Here is a 19,507-nt window from a genome sequence, read left to right as displayed (position 1 = left end):
TTCCATCGGACTGACCTGATCGCGGGAAGTCTTTTTTATTTTTATGGGGGATGCGCGGCATCGCGTACGATACTATGTACGGCATGAAACTTCCGATATAATAGAAACGAATTGCCGAGCGACATGAACTAGGGGGATCATAATGAACGGAACACAGACGTTGAACAGGGCGCTGGACATTTTGTTTGCCTTATCGGAAGCGCAGGATACGCTGTCCGTAAGCGAGATCGCCGAGAAGGTATCCATTCCGGAGAGCACGACCTACCGTTTTCTGCAGACGCTCGAACAGAATGGCATCGTCGAGAGACGCGGCAAAAGCCAGATCGGCCTGGGCTTGCGCATATTGGATCTAGCCAGGAGCCTCAGCCACCAGATGCACCGGGAGCTGCTGCCGCTCGCCCTCCCCATCATGGAGGAGCTGACCGCCCTGACGCAGGAAACGTCCGTGCTGTTCGTGCGGACAGGGCTGAACTGCGTGTGCATCCAAAACGTCAGAAGCCAGGGCTTGCTGCAATTCGCCGTGGAGAACGGCCGCGTATTGCCGCTCACGTCGGGCGCTTCGGGAAAATGCATTCTCGCCTACGAGAACGACCGGACGATCGGAAGCGTCATGGAAACGCTCGATTCCGAGACGAAGAAGTCGAAGCTGAAGACGGAGCTCGACCTCATCCGGTCCAGGGGCTGCAGCATCACGCACGGCGAAGTGGATCCCGATATATTCGCCATGGCAGCGCCGATTCTCGATGCGCACGGGTTGATCGTGGCGAGCTTATCCATCGCGGGACCGAACTTTCGCAGCAATGCCGAATACGACGACAGGATGACGGGTTTATTGCTCGAGGCCTCCGAACGGTTGTCGAGAAGGCTGGGAAACTGATTCCGCTAATTCCGACCAAATCACTTGCAAATAATGATTGACAGCCTTTGGGATTCATAATAATATTGAATTACAAGATATCATTATCACAATGTAATAATTCAGAGACCAACCTGACGTTTGGAGGTCTCATTTTCCCGAAGGGGAAGATGAGGCCTTTTTCGTTGTCCGGGAACAGCCGAAGCTTGCTTCTTCGCCAATCCATGGCCGCAAGCAAGTCTCCGATAGACGGAGACGACACGTCCAGAAGGAGGGACAGAGGCTTCATTTGCGCTTATAAATCTGACTAAATCAATCCGTATAATGAGAATTTCGAGAAAGGAGGGAACGCCATGAGCAACAGCGCAGCAGTAGAGTTCAAGAAGGTGACGAAAAACTACGGTTCCGGCAACGTGCTGGACGGCTTCGAACTGGTCATTCCAACCGGCAAGATCGTCACGATCATCGGCCCGTCGGGCTGCGGCAAGACGACGCTGCTCAAGATGATCAACCGGCTGATCGAACCGGAGTCGGGCAGCGTCTTCGTGGAAGGGGCGGACATATCGCAGCAGGATCCCGTCACGCTGCGGCGGAATATCGGCTATGTCATCCAGCAGATCGGGCTGTTCCCGCATATGACGATCGCCGAGAACATAGCGGTCGTGCCGCGCCTGAAAGGCGAGAAGAAGCAGCGCTTCAACGCCCGCGCGGATGAGCTGCTCGAGCTGATCGGACTCGACCCCATTCGTTTCCGCGACCGGTACCCGCACGAGCTGAGCGGCGGACAGCAGCAGCGCGTCGGGGTTGCCCGCGCGCTCGCCGCAGACCCCTCCATCATTCTAATGGATGAGCCGTTCAGCGCGCTCGATCCGATCAGCCGCGTACAGTTGCAGAAAGAGCTGATCAAGCTGAACGAACGGGTCAAGAAAACGATCGTGTTCGTGACCCACGATATCGACGAAGCGCTGAAGATCGCGGATCAGGTCGTGCTGCTCCGGGAGGGGCGCATCATCCAAAAGGGCACCCCGGCGCAGCTGCTCGACCAGCCGGCCGGACATTTCGTCCGCGAATTTCTGGGTGCCGAACGGTTCAGCCAATACAGCATTTAAGCAAACAAGCCGCCCGAAAGGAGTAGAACGTTCATGGATCAAATATGGAACACCCTGCAGGCCGATTGGCCGCTCATCGTGCAGAAGACGGGCGAGCATTTCCGGCTGTCGTTCGTATCGGTGCTGATCGCCTGTCTTATCGCCATCCCGGTCGGCATTGCATTGACGGCCTACCGAAGAGTAGCCAATGCGGTCATTACCGTCGTATCGGTCATCCAGACGATTCCGAGCCTGGCCTTGTTCGGCTTCATGATTCCGTTCGTCGGTATCGGGACGAAGCCGGCGATCATCGCGCTGACGCTGTATTCGCTCCTGCCCATTCTGCAAAATACGTACGTCGGCATCGGCGGCGTCAATCCCGCTCTCATCGAAGCAGGCACGGGCATGGGCATGACGCGCTGGCAAATTCTATGGATGGTGCAGCTGCCGATCGCGCGCGGCGTCATCATGGCAGGGGTCCGGCTTGTTGCCGTGCAGACGATCAGCCTGGCGACCATCGCCACGTACATCGCGGCTGGCGGTCTAGGGGATATCATCACGCGCGGCATTTCCATGATCAATACGACCACCATTATGGAAGGAGCCATACCGGTGTCGCTGCTCGTTATCGGGGTCAACTTGCTGCTGCTGGGCTTGAATCGGGCTTTAACGCCGAAAGGCTTGCGACATTATACCAAACAATAAATAAGAGAATGCGAGAGGGGAACAGGGAGATGGAGAAATCGTACACGAACGGGTCGAGAAAAGGCAGTGCCTGGCGGAAAGGAGTGTTAACGGGAGGGCTGGCGCTTGCGTTGATTACGAGTCTGGCGGGCTGCGGCAAATCCGAGTCCGCATCGTCCTCGGCGGACGATACGATTACGATCGCGACCAAAGGCTTTGCGGAATCCGATATTCTGGCCAACGCGATCAAGCTGTTGATCGAAGACAATACGAAGCTGAAGACCAAAGTAACGACGCTGGACAACAACCTGCTGTGGAAGGCGATCGATGCCGGAGATGTCGATACGTACGTTGAATATACCGGCACGGCGCTGTTGAACATCTTGAAAGCCAAGCCCGAATACGATCCGCAGAAAGCTTACGACGTCGTCAAGGAGCAGCTGAAGGAGAAGAACCAGATCGAAGTTCTCGACCAAATCGGCTTCAACGATACATACGCGCTCGTGCTGCGCAAGGAGGTCGCGAGCAAGCTGAACATCAAGACCACCTCGGAGATGGCCGCTCATGCCGGAGAGATCGTCTTCGGCACGAGTCAGGAGTTTCTCAAGCGCGAAGATACGTGGCCGCTGGTCGAGAAGGTGTATGGCCCGAAATTCAAGGAAACGAAGACGATCCAGAACGCATCGCTCGGCTACCAAGCTATCGAGCAAAACCTGATCGACGTTACGGCCGTGTATACGACGGACAGCAAAATCCCGACCGCTAATTTCATCGTGCTCGAGGACGACAAGCACGTATTCGTGCCGTATTACGCGATCCCGGTCATCCGCGAAGCGACGCTGGAGAAACACCCCGAGCTCAAAGACGTCATCAACAAGCTCGCGGGAACCATCGACGATGCCGGCATGCAAAAGCTGAACGGCGAAGTAGAGTTGAAAAAGCGTCCGCCGATCGACGTCGCGAAGGAATGGCTGTTGAGCAAAGGGCTGCTTAAAAAATAACAGGGCAGGTGTGAAGCATGGGTAGAGATCAAGCACGTGAGCAAGAACGTGATCAAGCACGAGATCAAGCACGAGATCAAGCACGAGATCAAGCAGGAGATCAAGCACGAGTTCAAAAGCGACAAATGGCGCTCGGCGCCATGATGTATTTTCCGGCAGGCGAGCATATTTCCAGCTGGCGGCATCCGGAGGCGGACGCTGCAGGCCTCATGGATTTCGAGTATTACAAGCATGTCGTCCAAACGGCGGAGCGGGGCAAGTTCGACATGTTCTTCTACGCGGACGAACTCTACGTGTGGGACCGGTTCGAATCCGGCGTCGTGCAATCGAACAGCATCCGTCCGGAACCGTTTACGCTGCTCTCGGCATTGGCGGCCGTGACGAACCGGATCGGGCTCGCGGCGACGGTGTCGACGACGTACAACGAGCCTTATCATATCGCCCGCAAACTGGCGACGTTGGATCATTTGAGCCGCGGACGGGCGGGCTGGAATATCGTGACGTCGCAAACGGACGAAGAAGCGCGCAACTTCGGTAAGGATGAGCATCCCCGGCACGCCGACCGCTACGGCCGCGCCGGCGAGTTCGTGGACGTCACGCAAGGATTATGGGACAGCTGGGACGACGATGCGCTGCTGTTCGACAAAGGCGAGGGAACGTTCGCCGATCCGGCCAAGCTGCATACGCTCCATCATCGATCGGCGAATTTTGCGGTGAGAGGCCCGTTGAACGTCTCTCGTCCGCCGCAAGGTTACCCCGTGCTCATTCAGGCTGGCGCGTCGGAAGCGGGCAAGGAGCTGGCCGCCGCCTCCGCCGAGGTCGTCTTCGCACCGGGTTCGGCGTTCGGACCGTTCGGCACGGTAGCGGATGGCAAGGCGCTGTACGATGATATCAAAGGCCGCATGGCCAAATACGGCCGTTCGCCGGATGAACTGAAGATTTTGCCCGGCGTGCTGCCGATTATCGGACGGACCGAGGAAGAAGCGAAGGAGCGGCTGGCGATCGTCGAGGAATTGACGCCGGAGCGGCTGGGGCTTGACTTGCTATCGCATTATCTGGGCCGGGATATATCCGGATATCCGCTCGACGAACCGCTGCCGTACGTTCCTCAGGTCGAGGGCTTCAACCAGAGCAAGAGCAGCCTCACGCGTATTCTGCAGCTGCTGGAGCGCGAGCCGCTGACGATACGCCAGCTGTACAAGCGCGTCAATTCCCGCGGCATCGCGGGCACGCCGTCGCAGATCGCGGATCAGCTCGAAGCGTGGTTCCTCTCCGGCGCGGCGGACGGCTTCAACGTCATGTTTCCGCACTTGCCGGGCGGCTTGGACGACTTCGTCGATCTCGTCGTACCGGAGCTGCAGCGCCGGGGACTGTTCCGCCAAGAGTACGCCGGCACGACGCTGCGCGACCATCTCGGCCTGCAGCGTCCCGCGAGCCGTTACGCCAAAGTCCAATCCCGATGAACGAGGTGAACGCAATGACGGTACGAGCGAACGAGAATCGAATCGCGGCGGCCCGGGGAACGGGGCTGCGCTGCAAAGGATGGCGCCAAGAGGCGCTGCTGCGCATGCTGGAGAACGTGCTGGAGAACGGCGAGAACCAGAAGGAGCTCATCGTTTATGCTTCGCTCGGCAAAGCAGCCCGCGACTGGCCGGCCTACCATGCGATCGTGGATACGCTGAAGCATCTGGAGGAGGACGAGACGCTCGTTATCCAATCCGGCAAGCCGATCGGCATCTTCCGCACGCACAAGCAGGCGCCGCTCGTCGTCATGGCGAACTGCAATCTCGTCGGCCGCTGGGCGACGAGCGAGCATTTCTATGATTTGCAGGAGAAGGGTCTTATCATCTGGGGCGGCCTGACAGCGGCCGCCTGGCAGTACATCGGATCGCAAGGCGTGATCCAAGGGACGTACGAAATTTTCCAGAGCATCGCAAGGCTGCATTTCGGCGGCCATTTGCGCGGCAGATTTATTCTGACGGCGGGTCTCGGCGGCATGGGCGGCGCCCAGCCGCTCGCCGGAACATTGGCCGGAGCCGCGATTCTGTGCGTGGAGGCGGATGAGGCTCGCATCGACAAGCGAATCGCGAGCGGGTATTTGCAGCGCAAGACGACGGACCTGGACGAAGCGCTTCGCTGGATCAACGAAGCGGCGGCATCCGGCGAGAGCCTGTCGGTCGGCTTGCACGGCAACGCCGCCGACATCTATCCGGAGCTGCTTGGCCGGAACGTCGTGCCGGATATCGTGACGGACCAGACATCCGCGCATGATCTGCTGTACGGGTATATTCCGAGCGGTTATACGCCGGAGCGAGCCGCGGCGGTGCGGGCCGTGGACCCGGCGAAGCTCAGGGACGACGCCGGTCGCTCCATTGCCGCGGAGGTCCGGGCTTTGCTGGGCTTCAAGGAACGCGGAGCGGTCGTCTTCGATAACGGCAACAACATGCGGACGCAGGCGAAGCTGTACGGCGTCGAGAACGCCTTCGACATCGATATCTTCACGGAAGCGTTTCTCCGTCCGTTGTTCGCGCGCGCGATCGGACCGTTCCGCTGGATTGCCCTAAGCGGCGATCCTACGGATATCGCTCTGATCGACGATTATATCTTGGAAGCGTTCGGCGATAACGAGATCGTCGCGAATTGGATTCGGCTGGCGAAAGTCCATGTGCCCGTGGAAGGGCTGCCCGCCCGCATCGGCTGGTTCGGCCACGGCGACCGGACGAAGCTCGCGCTCGCGGTGAACGCGTTGGTGCGCGAAGGCAAGCTGTCGGGTCCGGTCGCATTCTCTCGTGACCATCTCGACGCCGGAGCGATGGCGCATCCCAATATCATGACGGAACGAATGAAGGACGGCAGCGACGCGATCGCGGACTGGCCCTTGCTGAACGCCATGATGAGCTGCTCGTCCATGGCGGACTTGGTCGCGATCCATTCCGGCGGCGGAGGTTATGCCGGGTATATGACGAGCGCGGGCATCACGGTCGTAGCCGACGGCTCCGAAAGCGCGGACGAGCGCCTGCGCACGGCGCTCACCAACGATACGACGCTCGGCGTGCTGCGTTACGCGGACGCCGGCTACGCGGAATCCCATGACGAAATTCAAAACAAAGGCATCCGCCGCATCGCGACGGAGCAATACGGAGGTAGTCCTTATGCGTGAATTGACACAAGAAGACGTCGTTGCGGCCGTGAAAGGCGGCTCGGTGTTCGCCTCGGGCGGCGGCGGCTGGGTGGAGCACGGGCTGGAGATCGGCGGAGCGGCCGTCGCGCTCGGCAGACCGAAGCTCGTATCGGTGGATGAGCTGCCCGAGGATGCCATCGTGCTGACCTGTACGGCGATCGGCGCGCCGGCCGGCACGGACTGGCAAATGCTCGGGAAGGACTATATCAAAGCGGTTCAATTGGTGCAGGAACGCTTCGAAGGCAAGATCGTCGGCGTCATGACGCCGCAGAACGGCATGTCCAGCAGCATCAACGGCTGGCTGCCCGCAGCGGCGCTCGGCCTCGTCGTCGTTGACGCGACAGGCGATATCCGGGCCCATCCGACGGGCAAGATGGGCTCGCTCGGCCTCGCGTCCCGGCTCGATTTCGAGACCATACAAGCCGTTGCCGGCGGGAAGCCGGAGATCGGGACGTACATCGAGCTCGTGACGGTCGGCACGCCGGCCAAAACCTCCAACATCCTGCGCACGGCTTCGGATATGGCAGGGGGATTCATCGCCGCCGCCCGCCACCCGCTGCCGGCCAGCTATATTAAGGAACACGCGGCCGTCGGCGGCGTATCCATCGCGATCGAGCTCGGGCGCGCGATTCTGGAAGCCGAGTCGCGCGGCGCGGACGCAGAAGGCATCCTGCAAGCAATCGAAGAACAGACTGGCGGGGCGCTGATCGGCCGCGGTACCGTCGCGAGGAAGAACGTCCGCTATTCCGGCGCGTTCGACATCGGTACGATTGATGTCGCCGTACAGGAAGGCGGCGTATTGACGCTGCATGTCATGAACGAATACATGGCGGTCGAAGACGATCAGGGCATCCGGAGGAGTACGTTCCCCGACGTGATTACGACATTCTCGCTGGAGACGGGCCGTCCCGTAAGCGTCGGCCATCTCGAGGAAGGGCAAGCCGTCGGCGTCTTCGTCATCGACAAGTCCCGGATACCGCTCAGCTCGAGCGTCACGGACCCCAGCGTTTACCCTGAGGTGGAGCAGGCGCTCGGCATCGAGCTGTACCGTTACGCATTCCCCGAGACGGAGAAAGTGCATGTCTGACGCGCTGCTGCTTGACGGCAGCCGTCTGACGATCGCGGACGTCCATGAGGTTGCATACGGCGGGAGGCCCGTCGAGATCGCGGCGCCCGCCTGGGAGCGGGTGAACGCGGCTCGCCGGCTCATCTTCGAGCTGGCTGAACGAGATGTGCCCGTGTACGGGTTGAACCGAGGCGTAGGCTGGAACAAGGACAAGACCATCGAAGCGGCCTTCTTCGGGCGCTTCAACCGCAATCTGATCCGTTCCCATGCCGCGGGCGTCGCGCCTTACGCATCCGAGCCCGAGGTGCGGGCCGTGCTGCTCGCCAGACTGAACTCGCTGCTGGTCGGCTGCGCAGGAGCAGATCCGTCCGTCGTGCTGCGATACGCGGAATGTCTGAACCTGCGCGTCCACCCGGTGCTTCCGCTGCGCGGCTCCGTCGGCGCGGCGGACATTACGACGCTTGCCCATATCGGGCTTGCGTTCATCGGCGAAGGGGAAGCCGATTACGGAGGCCGCCGGCTTCCGGCGTCCGAGGCGCTGGCCGCGGCGGGACTGGCGCCGCTTACGCTCGGGCCGAAGGACGGGCTGGCCATCGTCAGCTCCAATGCGCACGCGGCCGGGACGGGAGCGCTCGTCCTGCATGAGATCGGCGAATTGCTGGCGCTGGCGGACAGCGTGTACGCCTTGTCGCTGGAGGCGCTGCGCGGCAACGTCAGTCCGCTCGAGGAGGGCGTTCATCGCGTCCGGCCGTATCCCGGGCAGCTGCGAAGCGCCGCCCGCGTGCGCTCGGCGCTGCAAGGCAGCGATCTATGGCAGCGCTACAACCCGGAATCGCTGCAGGATCCGCTCAGCTTCCGCGATGCCTGCCATATCCACGGCGCCGCGTACGACGCGCTCGGCTACGCAGCCGATCAGCTGGTAATCCAGCTGAACGGCTCGGACGATAATCCGTGCGTGCTCCTGGACGAGGGCCGCATCGTCTCCTGCGCGAATTTCGAAGCGGTCTCCTGGACGCTCGGCTTCGAGATGCTGGGCAGCGCCCTGCACCACGTATCCCGGGCTGCCTGCTACCGCATCATCAAGCTCGGCACGCCGTCCTTTACGGGCTTGAGCCGATTTCTGACGCCGGACGAAGCATCGTCAATCGGGTACTGCACCGCGCAGAAAACAGCGACGTCCCTCGACGCGGAAATCCGGCATCTGTCCAATCCGGCATCAGCCGATTATTTCGCCTTGGCGGGGGACATCGAAGACCATGCCGCCAATTCGCCGTTCGTCGTCGCCAAGACGCGCGAAATACTGGATCGTCTGCGCTATATCATCGGCATCGAAGCGCTGCATGCGGCACAGGCGGTCGATTTGCGCAGCGTCGGAGCGGAAGGAGAAGGGCCTTTGCTCGGCAAGGGATCGCGCGTTGTCTATGATTCGCTGAGAAGCAAGGTGCCGTTTCTCTCCGAGGACCGCAATATCAGCGTGGATATCGAATCCGCCTATGCTTTGGTTGCCGGCGGGCAGCTGCTCGCCGCCGCACAGGCTGCCGCGGAGGCAGCTACTATTTCATAAAGGAGTTGTGCAAGCATGGCCCATCATGATCCGCAATGGTCGCTTCGGGATAGAGACCCGGGCGGCGGGGAATGGCAAATTCGGGCGGAGCGCAGTCCGCGCTGGATTCGCGTGAAGTTCGGCGAGGTCTTCGTCGCGGACAGCAAGCGCGCGATCGCGGTCACGGAGACCGGCAAGCTGCCGGTCTATTATTTTCCGGAAGCCGACGTGCGTACCGACCTGCTGCGGGAATCGGCGCGGCGTGAATCCGATCGCAATAAAGGCGAAGCCGTGTATTGGCATGTCGACGCAGGCGACGGCCTAGTCGAACATGCCGCCTGGTCGTATGCGAAGCCGACAGCGATCAGCGCGCTGCTGCTCGGCTATATCGCCTTCGCTTGGAAGAAGGCCGACGCCTGGTACGAGGAGGAAGAGGAAGTGTTCGTCCACGCCCGGGATCCGTACACGCGCATCGACGCACTTCCAAGCTCCCGCCACGTGCAGGTGGTGATCGGCGGCAAGGTGGTCGCGGACAGCCGGAATCCAGTCGTTCTCTTCGAGACGGGCTTGACGCCGCGCTATTATTTGCCCGCGGAAGACATCGACTTCGAACGACTCGTCCCATCGGAGACGGTCACGCGGTGCCCGTACAAGGGAGTCGCAACGTACCACTCCGCGAATATCGGCGGCCGTGCGTACAAGGACATCGTCTGGCGTTACGAGCAGCCGCTGCCCGAGGCGCATGCAATTGCGGGCCGGTATAGCTTCTATAATGAAGCGGTAGACGCAGTCAACGTCGACGGCGAGACATGGGCGCTGCGGGAAGAGGACCGTCTTCCTTACGGGAACGTCGGCAAAACGAATGCGTGATGCCTTGATTCGAGATGGAGCGCAATGAGGATGACCGGTCGTCAAGCCGCCGGATTGGCGCTGCTCGGCGCGGCCGTCTCGTGGGGGTTCAGCTATGTCTTCAGCGCCTATCTGCTTCGCTTCTTCTCGCCGATCGGCCTGTCTTTCCTGCGGATGGCGCTAACCTGGGCTTGGATATTGATCTTCCTCTATCGCATGGGCTCAATGAGGCGTCCGAACCGGCGGGAGTGGCTGATCCTGCTGTTGTCTGCCGCGTTCGGCACCCTGCTTCAGCAGCCGCTCTATTTCGCGGGCCTGCGCACGTCGTCGGCCGCGAACGCGTCATTGATCTATGCCGCGGCGCCGCTGTTCGCTATATTTCTCGAGAGGCTGACGCTGAAGACGGGGCTGACCCCCGCGAAGCTGATCGGCGGCGCCATCGGCTTCGCGGGGGTGGCGATCATCGTCGGCGTCGGCGATGATCGCGTCCGCCTCTCCTCGGGCGACGGGCTGCTGCTCTTAGCGATGCTGGGCTTGACCGCAGGCATGATGTTCACGCCGGTCCTGGCAAAGACGCTGCCGCTGCGTGACATCAACGTCTACTCCAGCGGTATCGGCCTGCTGCTGATGGCGCCGGTGGCAGGCGGCGAAGCCATTGCGGGCGGCTTTGCCGTCCCTGGCCAGACGACGCCATGGCTGCTTTTGATTCTGCTCGCCTTTATAACGGCGGCCTCCGGCATCTGGTGGACAAAGGGAGTAGCGGTAGTGGGTCCGGGGACAGCCGCGACTTACATGAATCTGCCTCCGTTCATCTCGCTCGTCGCCGGCCACTGGATTCTTGGCGATGCGATCCGGTACGAGCAACTGCTTGGAGGCGCACTGGTCCTGCTCGGGGTATTCGCTTCGAACGGCATGCCGCTGCGCAAGTCGCATTCCGGTAAAGCTCCGAGCGTATGAATGAACCGTTAGCCAAATAACCGTAATTGTCGAGGAGGAGATTGCCGCGCGGCAGCTCCTCTTTCTGTCTGTTCGAATGTTGGAGTCAAGCATCGTAGTTCGCAAATCGACGACAAGTGCAGGATTATCCAGTTGCTGTCGCGAACTCACTAGGTGGAAGATGACATCCAGTCGAATAGGGAGGATCCAATGAACATGAACAGGTCGGATATTCAGTCGGATTGGAAAGTGGAAAAAATCGAATTCGCGAAGTTAACGGGAGAACGAGCCCGAAGCGCGGGAGCCAATGGCAGAATCGGCATTCATGGCAAGAGCTGCTCCGTGGATATCGCCAGAATCACGATCGATGGGCAAACGGGATACGGCAGCTCCATTCATATAACGCCTGAATGGGCCGCAGCAATAATAGGCCTTCGAATGATCGACTTATTCGACGAACGGGGCAGAGTGCGCGAAGCGTATCGCTTGCAATTGGAATATCCTTTGCTCGATTGGTTAGGGCAGCGACTAGGCAGACCGGTGTATGAGTTGGTGTCGGGTTCCCACGTGGAAAAGGGAGTCCCGCTCGTCGTTCCCTGCTATGATACGTCTCTATATTTCGATGATTTGCATCTTCCGGATGAGCGGGCCGCGGTCGAGCTGATGCGGGAACAGGCGAAGCAAGGCTATGCGAATGGCCATCGTCATTTTAAAATCAAAGTCGGTCGGGGCGGGCGGCATATGCCGCTCTGGGAAGGGACGAAGCGCGATATCGCGATCGTTCAGGGAATCTCGGAAGTGGCAGGTCCCGCAGGCAAGATCATGATCGATGCCAATAACGCCTACAACTTGAACTTGACCAAAGAGGTCTTGGCGGCTCTGTCGGACGTGAACCTGTACTGGCTGGAAGAAGCGTTCCATGAAGACGATGCGTTGTACGAGGACCTGAAGGAATGGCTCCGTCAGCGTGGACAGCATGTGCTCATCGCGGATGGGGAAGGGCTTGCCTCTCCGCATCTTGTGGAGTGGGCGATTCGCGGCCGGGTCGATGTGCTGCAGTACGATATTATCTGGCCCGGCTTCACGCATTGGCTGGAATTAGGCGAGAAGCTGGATGCGCATGGTTTGCGGTCGGCTCCGCATTGCTACGGCAATGCGTATGGCATTTACGCGTCGGGACATTTGTCGGCCGCCGTGCGCAACTTCGAATTCGTGGAATGCGACGACATCGTCATCGATGGCATGGATGTATCCGGATATCGGGTCGAGAACGGAGAGTTTCATATTCCGGCCGCGCCGGGCTTCGGAATCGCGTTCGACGATGAACGCGTAACCAACCTGATCAAGCAATCCGGCTGGTCCGCGAGCAGTCAATCCTAAGCCCGATAGGCAGAAGATTAGCGAAGAGATGTTTTCTGCTGAAGAGGTGTTTTCTGCTGAAGAGATGTTTTCTACCGAAGAGGTGTTTCTATTATAGAGGACTTTGATTCTAGCGTGTTAGTCATCGGCTCTTCCGCCATCCCTTATGCTTCACGTGCTTCATATCCGGTCAGATCCGGCAACGCGCTGCGGCCGCTCATTGACGGAGAACCGGCCTTCCGCCGCATTTGCGAGGCGATCGAACAGGCCAAGCACCGCGTATGGGCGACGGTAACGTTCATGTGGTCGGCTTGCCGAATGCCGGACGGAAGAGGCACGCCTCTCGACGTTTTGAATCGGGCCGCCAACAGAGGCGTGGACGTTCGCGTGATCTTCTGGCGCCCGGACCCGGAGACGGAGCACTTGAAAACCAATGCTTTCTGGGGTGCTTCCGAGCATTTCGAACGGTTGAGAGCAAGCCAGTCATCCATGCTCATCCGCTGGGATCGGGCTCAGCCGGGGTATTGCCAGCATCAGAAGAGCTGGCTGATCGATGCGGGTTCCGATGCGGAGACAGCCTTTATCGGAGGCATCAATCTCAATCCCCATTCCGTGGTAACTCCCGGCCATGGCGGGGAAGGCGAGAACCATGATGCGTATATCGAGCTGTCGGGACCTTCCGCGGTCGACGTCCACCATAATTTCGTCCAGCGTTGGAACGAGGCGAGCGAGCGGGGATTGACCGACGGACGATGGGGAGCGGGCAGTGAATTCGATCTTGCGTTCCCGACAGAAGTACCTCGCAGAAGGGGCAGCGCCACCGTTCAAATTCAACGGACGATCCATCCCGGCCGGTTGGGCGACGGGCATGCGACGCCTGGAGGGGCTGACTTTCCGATTGAAGCAGGCGAACGCTCGAATTTCGATCAGTACCGTGCGGCAATAGGCGCGGCCCGGAGTTCCATTTATATCGAGAATCAATATGTCTCCGTTCCTGAGATTATCGATTGCCTGAGAGAGGCATTGCTGCGCGGCGTGGAAATCGTAGTTCTCGTGCCGGCAGAAGGCGACATTCCAGAACAACTAGCTGCCCTTGCAGCGTTCGATCATTTCACTTTAGCGGGCATCGCCGGATTAAGTGAGGATGGCAAGCGCAACCCGGTATGGGTTCACGCCAAGCTCATGTTGATCGACGGAGAATGGGGGACGGTCGGTTCATGCAACCTGCATCGCTACTCCCTGTTCGGCAATTGCGAGATGAACGCGGCTTTTTGGGACGAAGAGGCGGCTCGCACGCTGCTGACCGCACTGCTTGATGAACATCTCGACGCGGATATTTCCGGGCTTGGCGATCGTGCCGCGCTGCAGCTCTTCGGCAGAATAGCCAGGAGCAATCGAAGACTCAAGGAAAACGGCGATTGCAGCTGGCAGGGTCTTGCCTTTAGCCTGCTTCCGTAGCGCAAGCTCTTGTGCCGCTATCACTGAATTTAGGATGGACCGTTTAGTAAGCCGCTTCCGCAGCGGCTTTTTTCTTTTGCGGAATCATCGATACAAACTATGATCATGATAGAAAAAGCTGTATTGATCGATATAGAAGCATCCGTTATAGTGGCGTAACATTGAAATTGTCACATTCAAGCGAGAATGGAAGGGACCGATCGAAATGGAGTTCAGACAGCTGGATTACTTTATCGCGACATGCGAAGAATTGCATTTTACAAGAGCCTCCGTCAGGCTGGGCATTACGCAGCCTTCCTTGAGCCATCAGATCAAAGCGCTGGAGGACGAGCTTGGCGTCCCGTTATTCGACCGAATCGGGAAGAAAATCGCGATCACCGAAGCCGGGTTGATTCTGTATAAGCAGAGTAAATTGGCCATCGGCAACTTGGCAAGCGCCAAAGAGCAAATCCAAGAGCTGCAGCAAATCGAACGCGGCACCTTAGCGATCGGCGCGCTTCCGGGCGAGCTGAACCAACTCGTCTCGACGCTGCTGCTTGATTTTCATCGCGATTATCCGAAGGTCCGCATTAAAATCTTCGGCGTGGAAGATGTCGTGAGCCGCGTCCTGCAAAACGAATTGGATCTGGCGATTACGATTCTGCCGCTCGAGGACGAACGAATTCAGACGATTCCCCTGTACAGAGAACAGTTTTATTTTGTTGCAACGCCGGAGCATCCATACGCAGGCCGAACCGCCATTAATTTCGAGGAGATCCTGAACGTGCCGATCGTGATGTTTCCCGAAACCCATCGCTGCCGCCAGTTGGTCGATCGGACGTGCTTGACGGCCGGCCATAAGCTTCAACCCTTGATCGAGACGACGACGATCGATTCGTTGTTCGGGCTCGTACGTTCCGGCGCAGGTGGCACCGTGCTGTCGAAAACGCTTCTTGAAATGTACAACTACGAGGAACTGATTCGTATTCCGATTCAAAATCCCGCGTTGTGCAGAGAAGTTGGGATTATCTATCTCCGCGATAAATATATGGGGAAAGCTGCCCGTGGATTTATCGATCTCTTATCGGCTCATGTCAAGCTGCTCAAGCATGACAAGCTGCTGGTGGATTGCGACGGCCGGGATCCCGTACAACCATAGTTTCCGTCTATCGTTTTCATAGAAACAATGATATTGATCAATCATTTTGATTTTCATACAATGAGGCAACAGAAGAAAGTCGCTTACTCTGAAGGAGAACGGCAATGGAATTTCCAGTTGACGTTGTTAGGACGACATAGCTGATTACACTCTGGAATCGAACACAGGAAGTGGTGACCGTCCATGCAAACCATGGCAGCCGTGCAGAAACAGAGAAGCCTCGGTTCTATACAATTTTTACCCGTTAGTCTATTTGCGTCAGTCATGGGGATATCGGGACTGTCATTGGCCTGGAGAGAAGCGAGCAAGCTGTTCGGAACCTCCACCGTCATCGCGGATATAATCGGGCTTCTCGCGATGGTCCTATTCGTCGCTTTAACCATCGCCTACCTCTCGAAATGGGCGTTATATCCGGAGAAAGTCAAAGCCGAATTCGCGCATCCCGTCTCGGGCAATTTTTTCGGAACGATCACGATCGCGCTCCTCTTGCTCTCCTCCGTTACCGGCGTTTACAGCCGGCATTCCGGGCAGGCGATCTGGATCATCGGGACCGTGCTGACCCTAACGCTGAGCTTCGTATTCGTCGGGCGCTTGCTGAAGGGAAATCACGATCCGGCCAACGCGGTACCGCCTTCGCTTATTCCGATGGTCGGAACGATCGATATTTCGGTCGCCGGGGGAACCATGCCGTTCGCATGGACGCAAGAAATCAATTTGTTGTCGCTTGCGATCGGCGGAATCGTGGCGCTCGTGTTCTTCACCTTGATTTTATCCAGACTGATTCATCATGATCCGCTGCCGAAAGGTTTAATGCCGTCGCTGTTTATCATGACCGCGCCGTTCGAGGTCGGCTTTCTCGGCTACACGAACTTCGAGCAGCGAATCGATCCGTTTGCCTCGATTTTGTTTTATTTCGGACTTTTCTTGTTCATCGTGATGTTCTTCAAAGTATTCCACAAGTCGATTCCGTTCGGCGCATCCTGGTGGTCCGTGAGCTTTCCGATGGCCGCGCTCAGCATTGCCGCTCTGAAATACGCGAGGTTCGTGGATTCCTGGTTGTTAATCGGCATTTCCGCGATTCTTCTTGCATTGCTCAGCATCGTGTTGACCGTGCTCTTCGTTCGGTCGCTGAACATTCTGTTCAACGGAAAGCTGCTTAAAGGGTAGTTATTGCAGCGCTCGAATTTTGCACGAAGAAGGGATGGGATTTGGATGATCGTGACTAAACTTCACCATGATAGCGATTTTGATAATGCGATCCTCTTCGGTCAATACGTGATGGTGATGACGGACGAGAAAATGACGGGCGGCGGATTGTTGGAAGCTTTTGACGATGACCATGTTTGGATCAAGGGCAAACAGCACTCGCGTGCATGCTCGTCGTTCATGCAGATGCCTCCGCCTGACATGTATTTCGATTTGCCGAATTAATTCACATATCCGATTTCATTCAAGCTGGCATTCAAGGACAGCAAGGCACTAAATGGGGGGAACTGCAATGAAAATGATCGATGAACAGCGTCATGAAATGATCGATGAACAGCGTCATGAAATGATCGATGAACAGCGTCATGAAATGATCGATGAACAGCGTCATGAAATGATCGATGAACAGCGCGTAAGGCCGGAATGGCTGGATAAACTCATGAAGAAGGATCGGGTTTCGGGATCGGAAGCGCTGGTCAGAAGCTTGCTCATCGAAGGCGTGGAAACGGTATTCGGGATTCCGGGAGGAAGCACCCTGAACATTTACGACGCCATTCACGACTTTCCGGGGTTTTACCATATATTAGCCCGTCATGAGCAGGGGGCCATTCATGCTGCGGACGGCTATGCGCGCGCGACCGGTAAAGTCGGGGTTTGCTTCGCGACGTCGGGACCCGGAGCGACGAACCTGGTTACGGGGATCGCCACTGCCAATATGGACTCTGTTCCGCTAATCGTCATTACAGGAAATGTCTCGACGGCTCTGATCGGTACGGATGCGTTCCAGGAAGCCGATATTACGGGCATCACGATGCCGATTTCGAAGCACAATTATTTCGTTCGCGACGTGAATGAGCTGCCCAAGATCATTCATGAAGCCTTCTATATTGCCTCCACGGGACGAAAGGGCCCGGTCTTGATCGATATTCCCAAGGACGTATCGAGCCAAACGACGCTATTTGACTATCCGTCAGACCGTCCTAAGATTCGGGGATACCGCCCGGACATTCAACCGAGCGCAATGCAAATCGAAAAATTGCTCGAGGCTATCGAAGCGGCAGAACGTCCAGTCATTCTGGCCGGCGGGGGCGTTATCTATTCGGATGCATCCAAGGAACTGCTAGCCTTCATAGAGACAACTCGAATCCCCGTTACGACGACACTGCTCGGTTTGGGAGGCTTCCCGAGCGCGCATGAATTATGGATGGGCATGCCGGGGATGCACGGAACCTACGCAGCCAATCAAGCGCTGCAAAATTGCGACCTTATCATCAGCATCGGCGCGCGCTTTGACGACAGAGTCACGATGAAAACGAGCGGATTTGCACCGAAGGCGACCACGATTGCGCATATCGACATCGATCCGGCTGAAATCGGGAAGATCGTTGATACGGCGATTCCGATCGTCGGCGATGTGAAAACCGTCCTTCAACTAATCAACGTTCACGCGAAACCGGCAAATACGGCAGCGTGGCTGGCAGATATTCAAGAGAACCAATGCAAGCAGCCGCTTCGTTATACGGATTCGGAGGTCACGTTAAAACCGCAATTCGTCGTTGAAATGATCAGCGAGACGACCAATGGCGAAGCGATCGTCACGACGGACGTGGGGCAGCATCAGATGTGGGCCGCTCAGTTCTATCGTTTCAAGCATCCGCGTTCTCTGATTACTTCGGGCGGACTTGGAACAATGGGCTTTGGTTTACCGTCGGCGATCGGAGCGCAGGTAGGCAATCCGGATCGACTCGTGGTGTCCGTCAATGGCGACGGGGGGATTCAAATGAACGCGCAAGAGCTTGCGATGTGCGCCATCCATAACATTCCCGTGAAGGTCGTCATTCTGAATAATCAGGTTCTCGGCATGATACGGCAGTGGCAAGAACTCATTTATGATAATCGCTTCAGTCATATGGATCTCTCGGGCAGTCCCGATTTCGTGAAGCTGGCGGAAGCTTACGGCGTTCGAGGGCTTCGGGCAACGAATAAAGAAGAGGCTCGTCAAGCGTGGCAAGAAGCTATGGATACGCCAGGCCCTGTACTCATCGATTTCGTTATCAGTCAGGACGAGAATGTATATCCGATGGTTAAGCCGGGCTCCACGATCGATGAAATGATTATGGGGGATGAACGATGAAACGTCAGACGATTGCCGTTCTTGTAAACAACCAACCAGGCGTTTTGCAGCGGGTTGCCGGGTTATTCGGGCGCCGCGGCTTCAACATCGACAGCTTGACGGTAGGCGAGTCGGAAGATCCTGGATTGTCTCGCATGATCATCGTGACATCAGGGGAAGATAAAGTGCTCGAACAAGTGCAGAAACAGTTGAACAAGTTGATCGATGTGGTTCAAATTATCGACTTAACCGCGCATCCGCTCAAGGAGAGGTCGTAGTTGCGGAATGAACGAATCCATGGTTATGAAAATAACGCAGCGTTCGAAACGAAAGTCACTTTATCATTTTACGAGAAGCCGCAACTTGCCTTCCATGGCTCATCTCGATGCATTGTACGCCAGCGGCGAGGCCGACCCTGCTTTATCGGATGACATACGAAGCGAGAGTAGAGAAATTGAGCTTCACGGACATGCTTTCGTAGCCAACGCACATCTGCGAATTGCGGATCAAGTGATGGACGCCCATACAACGCATCGACAATTTCATCATTATTTGGACCAGCACGTATTCTTGTGGCCGACGCGCAAGGATTGCCTGAAAATGCTGGAGATGTATTCGCGAAGAGAGCGGCATGATGCATTTGCCATCCTTCAATTGGATGCACAATCGTTGCTGCATGACTTCTACGACGCGATTAAATTGTCGAAGTACGATTCCGGCAGCTCGCCGCGTTATCCGGCTCGTTGTTCCTACAAGAAAAGCTTGCGCATGTTTTTGCCGTTGGACCGATTCGAGCTGGTGCGGGAGAATGACGTACCCACAAAACCATCTGAAATCCGAGAGGTTCTGGTGGAAGAGAAAGTAACGAACTTGTCCCGGTATTTACAGGCCGTTTATTGCAACGACATGGAGGAAATTCCAGGGAGATGGATGCCGTATGCGCAATCCTTGGCGAGCTTCAAGAATCAGAGTTAATCTAGAGCCGGTGGGCGGTGATTATCAAATTAAACCTACCTTTTAATAAATAGA

16 protein-coding genes and 2 pseudogenes are annotated in these 19,507 nt (G+C 57.4%); all 18 read left to right on the top strand.

The annotated features are described in order from the left end of the window. The first annotated feature begins 142 nt into the window (after positions 1-142). The 18 genes and pseudogenes from AC0YNU_RS07315 (at position 143) to AC0YNU_RS07230 (ending at position 19,453) form a co-directional block, all read left to right on the top strand. A complete protein-coding gene (locus AC0YNU_RS07315) occupies positions 143-877 on the top strand; it encodes an IclR family transcriptional regulator (protein ID WP_475754752.1) in 735 nt (244 codons plus the stop codon). Between the two features lie 332 nt (positions 878-1,209). Next, a pseudogene (locus tag AC0YNU_RS07310) lies at positions 1,210-1,944 on the top strand (ABC transporter ATP-binding protein); the annotation flags it as partial. A 54-nt stretch (positions 1,945-1,998) separates the two neighbouring features. Then, a complete protein-coding gene (locus AC0YNU_RS07305; protein WP_475754749.1) occupies positions 1,999-2,649 on the top strand; it encodes an ABC transporter permease in 651 nt (216 codons plus the stop codon). Between the two features lie 29 nt (positions 2,650-2,678). Continuing rightward, entirely contained in the window at positions 2,679-3,629 is a 951-nt protein-coding gene (locus tag AC0YNU_RS07300; RefSeq protein WP_475754747.1) for an ABC transporter substrate-binding protein, read from the top strand. A gap of 140 nt (positions 3,630-3,769) precedes the next feature. Then, complete coding sequence (locus AC0YNU_RS07295; protein ID WP_475754745.1) at positions 3,770-5,092, top strand: LLM class flavin-dependent oxidoreductase; 1,323 nt, start codon at positions 3,770-3,772, stop codon at positions 5,090-5,092. A gap of 14 nt (positions 5,093-5,106) precedes the next feature. Then, positions 5,107-6,789, top strand: coding sequence for a urocanate hydratase (locus AC0YNU_RS07290; protein WP_475754743.1), 1,683 nt, complete (start codon positions 5,107-5,109; stop codon positions 6,787-6,789). Further along, entirely contained in the window at positions 6,782-7,897 is a 1,116-nt protein-coding gene (locus AC0YNU_RS07285; RefSeq protein WP_475754741.1) for a DUF917 domain-containing protein, read from the top strand. The genes AC0YNU_RS07290 and AC0YNU_RS07285 overlap by 8 nt, the downstream gene beginning before the upstream one ends. After that, positions 7,890-9,440, top strand: coding sequence for an HAL/PAL/TAL family ammonia-lyase (locus tag AC0YNU_RS07280; protein ID WP_475754739.1), 1,551 nt, complete (start codon positions 7,890-7,892; stop codon positions 9,438-9,440). The genes AC0YNU_RS07285 and AC0YNU_RS07280 overlap by 8 nt, the downstream gene beginning before the upstream one ends. Positions 9,441-9,455: 15 nt before the next feature. Beyond that, positions 9,456-10,289, top strand: a complete 834-nt coding sequence (locus AC0YNU_RS07275; RefSeq protein ID WP_475754737.1) for a DUF427 domain-containing protein — start codon at positions 9,456-9,458, stop codon at positions 10,287-10,289. Between the two features lie 30 nt (positions 10,290-10,319). Beyond that, positions 10,320-11,225 (top strand): DMT family transporter, encoded by a 906-nt coding sequence (locus tag AC0YNU_RS07270; protein WP_475754735.1) that lies wholly within the window; start codon positions 10,320-10,322, stop codon positions 11,223-11,225. A gap of 195 nt (positions 11,226-11,420) precedes the next feature. Next, positions 11,421-12,584, top strand: coding sequence for an enolase C-terminal domain-like protein (locus tag AC0YNU_RS07265; protein WP_475754733.1), 1,164 nt, complete (start codon positions 11,421-11,423; stop codon positions 12,582-12,584). 114 nt (positions 12,585-12,698) lie between these two features. Continuing rightward, positions 12,699-14,021, top strand: a complete 1,323-nt coding sequence (locus AC0YNU_RS07260) for a phospholipase D-like domain-containing protein (RefSeq protein ID WP_475754731.1) — start codon at positions 12,699-12,701, stop codon at positions 14,019-14,021. Between the two features lie 205 nt (positions 14,022-14,226). Beyond that, on the top strand, positions 14,227-15,159 hold the full coding sequence (locus AC0YNU_RS07255; protein WP_475754729.1) for a LysR family transcriptional regulator: 933 nt from the start codon (positions 14,227-14,229) through the stop codon (positions 15,157-15,159). A 183-nt stretch (positions 15,160-15,342) separates the two neighbouring features. Continuing rightward, on the top strand, positions 15,343-16,326 hold the full coding sequence (locus AC0YNU_RS07250; protein WP_475754727.1) for an SLAC1 anion channel family protein: 984 nt from the start codon (positions 15,343-15,345) through the stop codon (positions 16,324-16,326). A 45-nt stretch (positions 16,327-16,371) separates the two neighbouring features. Next, positions 16,372-16,590 (top strand): hypothetical protein, encoded by a 219-nt coding sequence (locus AC0YNU_RS07245; protein WP_475754724.1) that lies wholly within the window; start codon positions 16,372-16,374, stop codon positions 16,588-16,590. 169 nt (positions 16,591-16,759) lie between these two features. Then, positions 16,760-18,499: a biosynthetic-type acetolactate synthase large subunit gene (ilvB, locus tag AC0YNU_RS07240; protein ID WP_475756213.1), complete on the top strand. Its 1,740-nt coding sequence runs from the start codon at positions 16,760-16,762 to the stop codon at positions 18,497-18,499. Continuing rightward, positions 18,496-18,750: pseudogene (gene ilvN / locus AC0YNU_RS07235) on the top strand (acetolactate synthase small subunit); the annotation flags it as partial. The gene ilvB and the pseudogene ilvN, both read left to right, overlap by 4 nt. 13 nt (positions 18,751-18,763) lie before the next feature. Further along, positions 18,764-19,453: a DUF7002 family protein gene (locus AC0YNU_RS07230; protein ID WP_475754722.1), complete on the top strand. Its 690-nt coding sequence runs from the start codon at positions 18,764-18,766 to the stop codon at positions 19,451-19,453. Positions 19,454-19,507 lie beyond the last annotated feature (54 nt).

It is taken from the genome of Paenibacillus sp. J31P316 (assembly GCF_056269105.1).
Note: the sequence above shows the minus strand (reverse complement) of the source record. Positions and strands in the feature narration are given on the sequence as shown.

Excerpts from the sequence above, each read along its gene's own strand:
- AC0YNU_RS07280 (WP_475754739.1), top strand. The coding sequence starts at position 7,890 with ATGTCTGACGCGCTGCTGCTTGACGGCAGCCGTCTGACGATCGCGGAC.
- AC0YNU_RS07305 (WP_475754749.1), top strand. The coding sequence starts at position 1,999 with ATGGATCAAATATGGAACACCCTGCAGGCCGATTGGCCGCTCATCGTG.
- AC0YNU_RS07270 (WP_475754735.1), top strand. The coding sequence starts at position 10,320 with ATGACCGGTCGTCAAGCCGCCGGATTGGCGCTGCTCGGCGCGGCCGTC.
- AC0YNU_RS07245 (WP_475754724.1), top strand. The coding sequence starts at position 16,372 with ATGATCGTGACTAAACTTCACCATGATAGCGATTTTGATAATGCGATC.
- AC0YNU_RS07315 (WP_475754752.1), top strand. The coding sequence starts at position 143 with ATGAACGGAACACAGACGTTGAACAGGGCGCTGGACATTTTGTTTGCC.
- AC0YNU_RS07290 (WP_475754743.1), top strand. The coding sequence starts at position 5,107 with ATGACGGTACGAGCGAACGAGAATCGAATCGCGGCGGCCCGGGGAACG.
- AC0YNU_RS07265 (WP_475754733.1), top strand. The coding sequence starts at position 11,421 with ATGAACAGGTCGGATATTCAGTCGGATTGGAAAGTGGAAAAAATCGAA.
- AC0YNU_RS07255 (WP_475754729.1), top strand. The coding sequence starts at position 14,227 with ATGGAGTTCAGACAGCTGGATTACTTTATCGCGACATGCGAAGAATTG.
- AC0YNU_RS07275 (WP_475754737.1), top strand. The coding sequence starts at position 9,456 with ATGGCCCATCATGATCCGCAATGGTCGCTTCGGGATAGAGACCCGGGC.
- ilvB (WP_475756213.1), top strand. The coding sequence starts at position 16,760 with ATGATCGATGAACAGCGCGTAAGGCCGGAATGGCTGGATAAACTCATG.
- AC0YNU_RS07295 (WP_475754745.1), top strand. The coding sequence starts at position 3,770 with ATGATGTATTTTCCGGCAGGCGAGCATATTTCCAGCTGGCGGCATCCG.
- AC0YNU_RS07250 (WP_475754727.1), top strand. The coding sequence starts at position 15,343 with ATGCAAACCATGGCAGCCGTGCAGAAACAGAGAAGCCTCGGTTCTATA.
- AC0YNU_RS07230 (WP_475754722.1), top strand. The coding sequence starts at position 18,764 with ATGAACGAATCCATGGTTATGAAAATAACGCAGCGTTCGAAACGAAAG.
- AC0YNU_RS07300 (WP_475754747.1), top strand. The coding sequence starts at position 2,679 with ATGGAGAAATCGTACACGAACGGGTCGAGAAAAGGCAGTGCCTGGCGG.
- AC0YNU_RS07285 (WP_475754741.1), top strand. The coding sequence starts at position 6,782 with ATGCGTGAATTGACACAAGAAGACGTCGTTGCGGCCGTGAAAGGCGGC.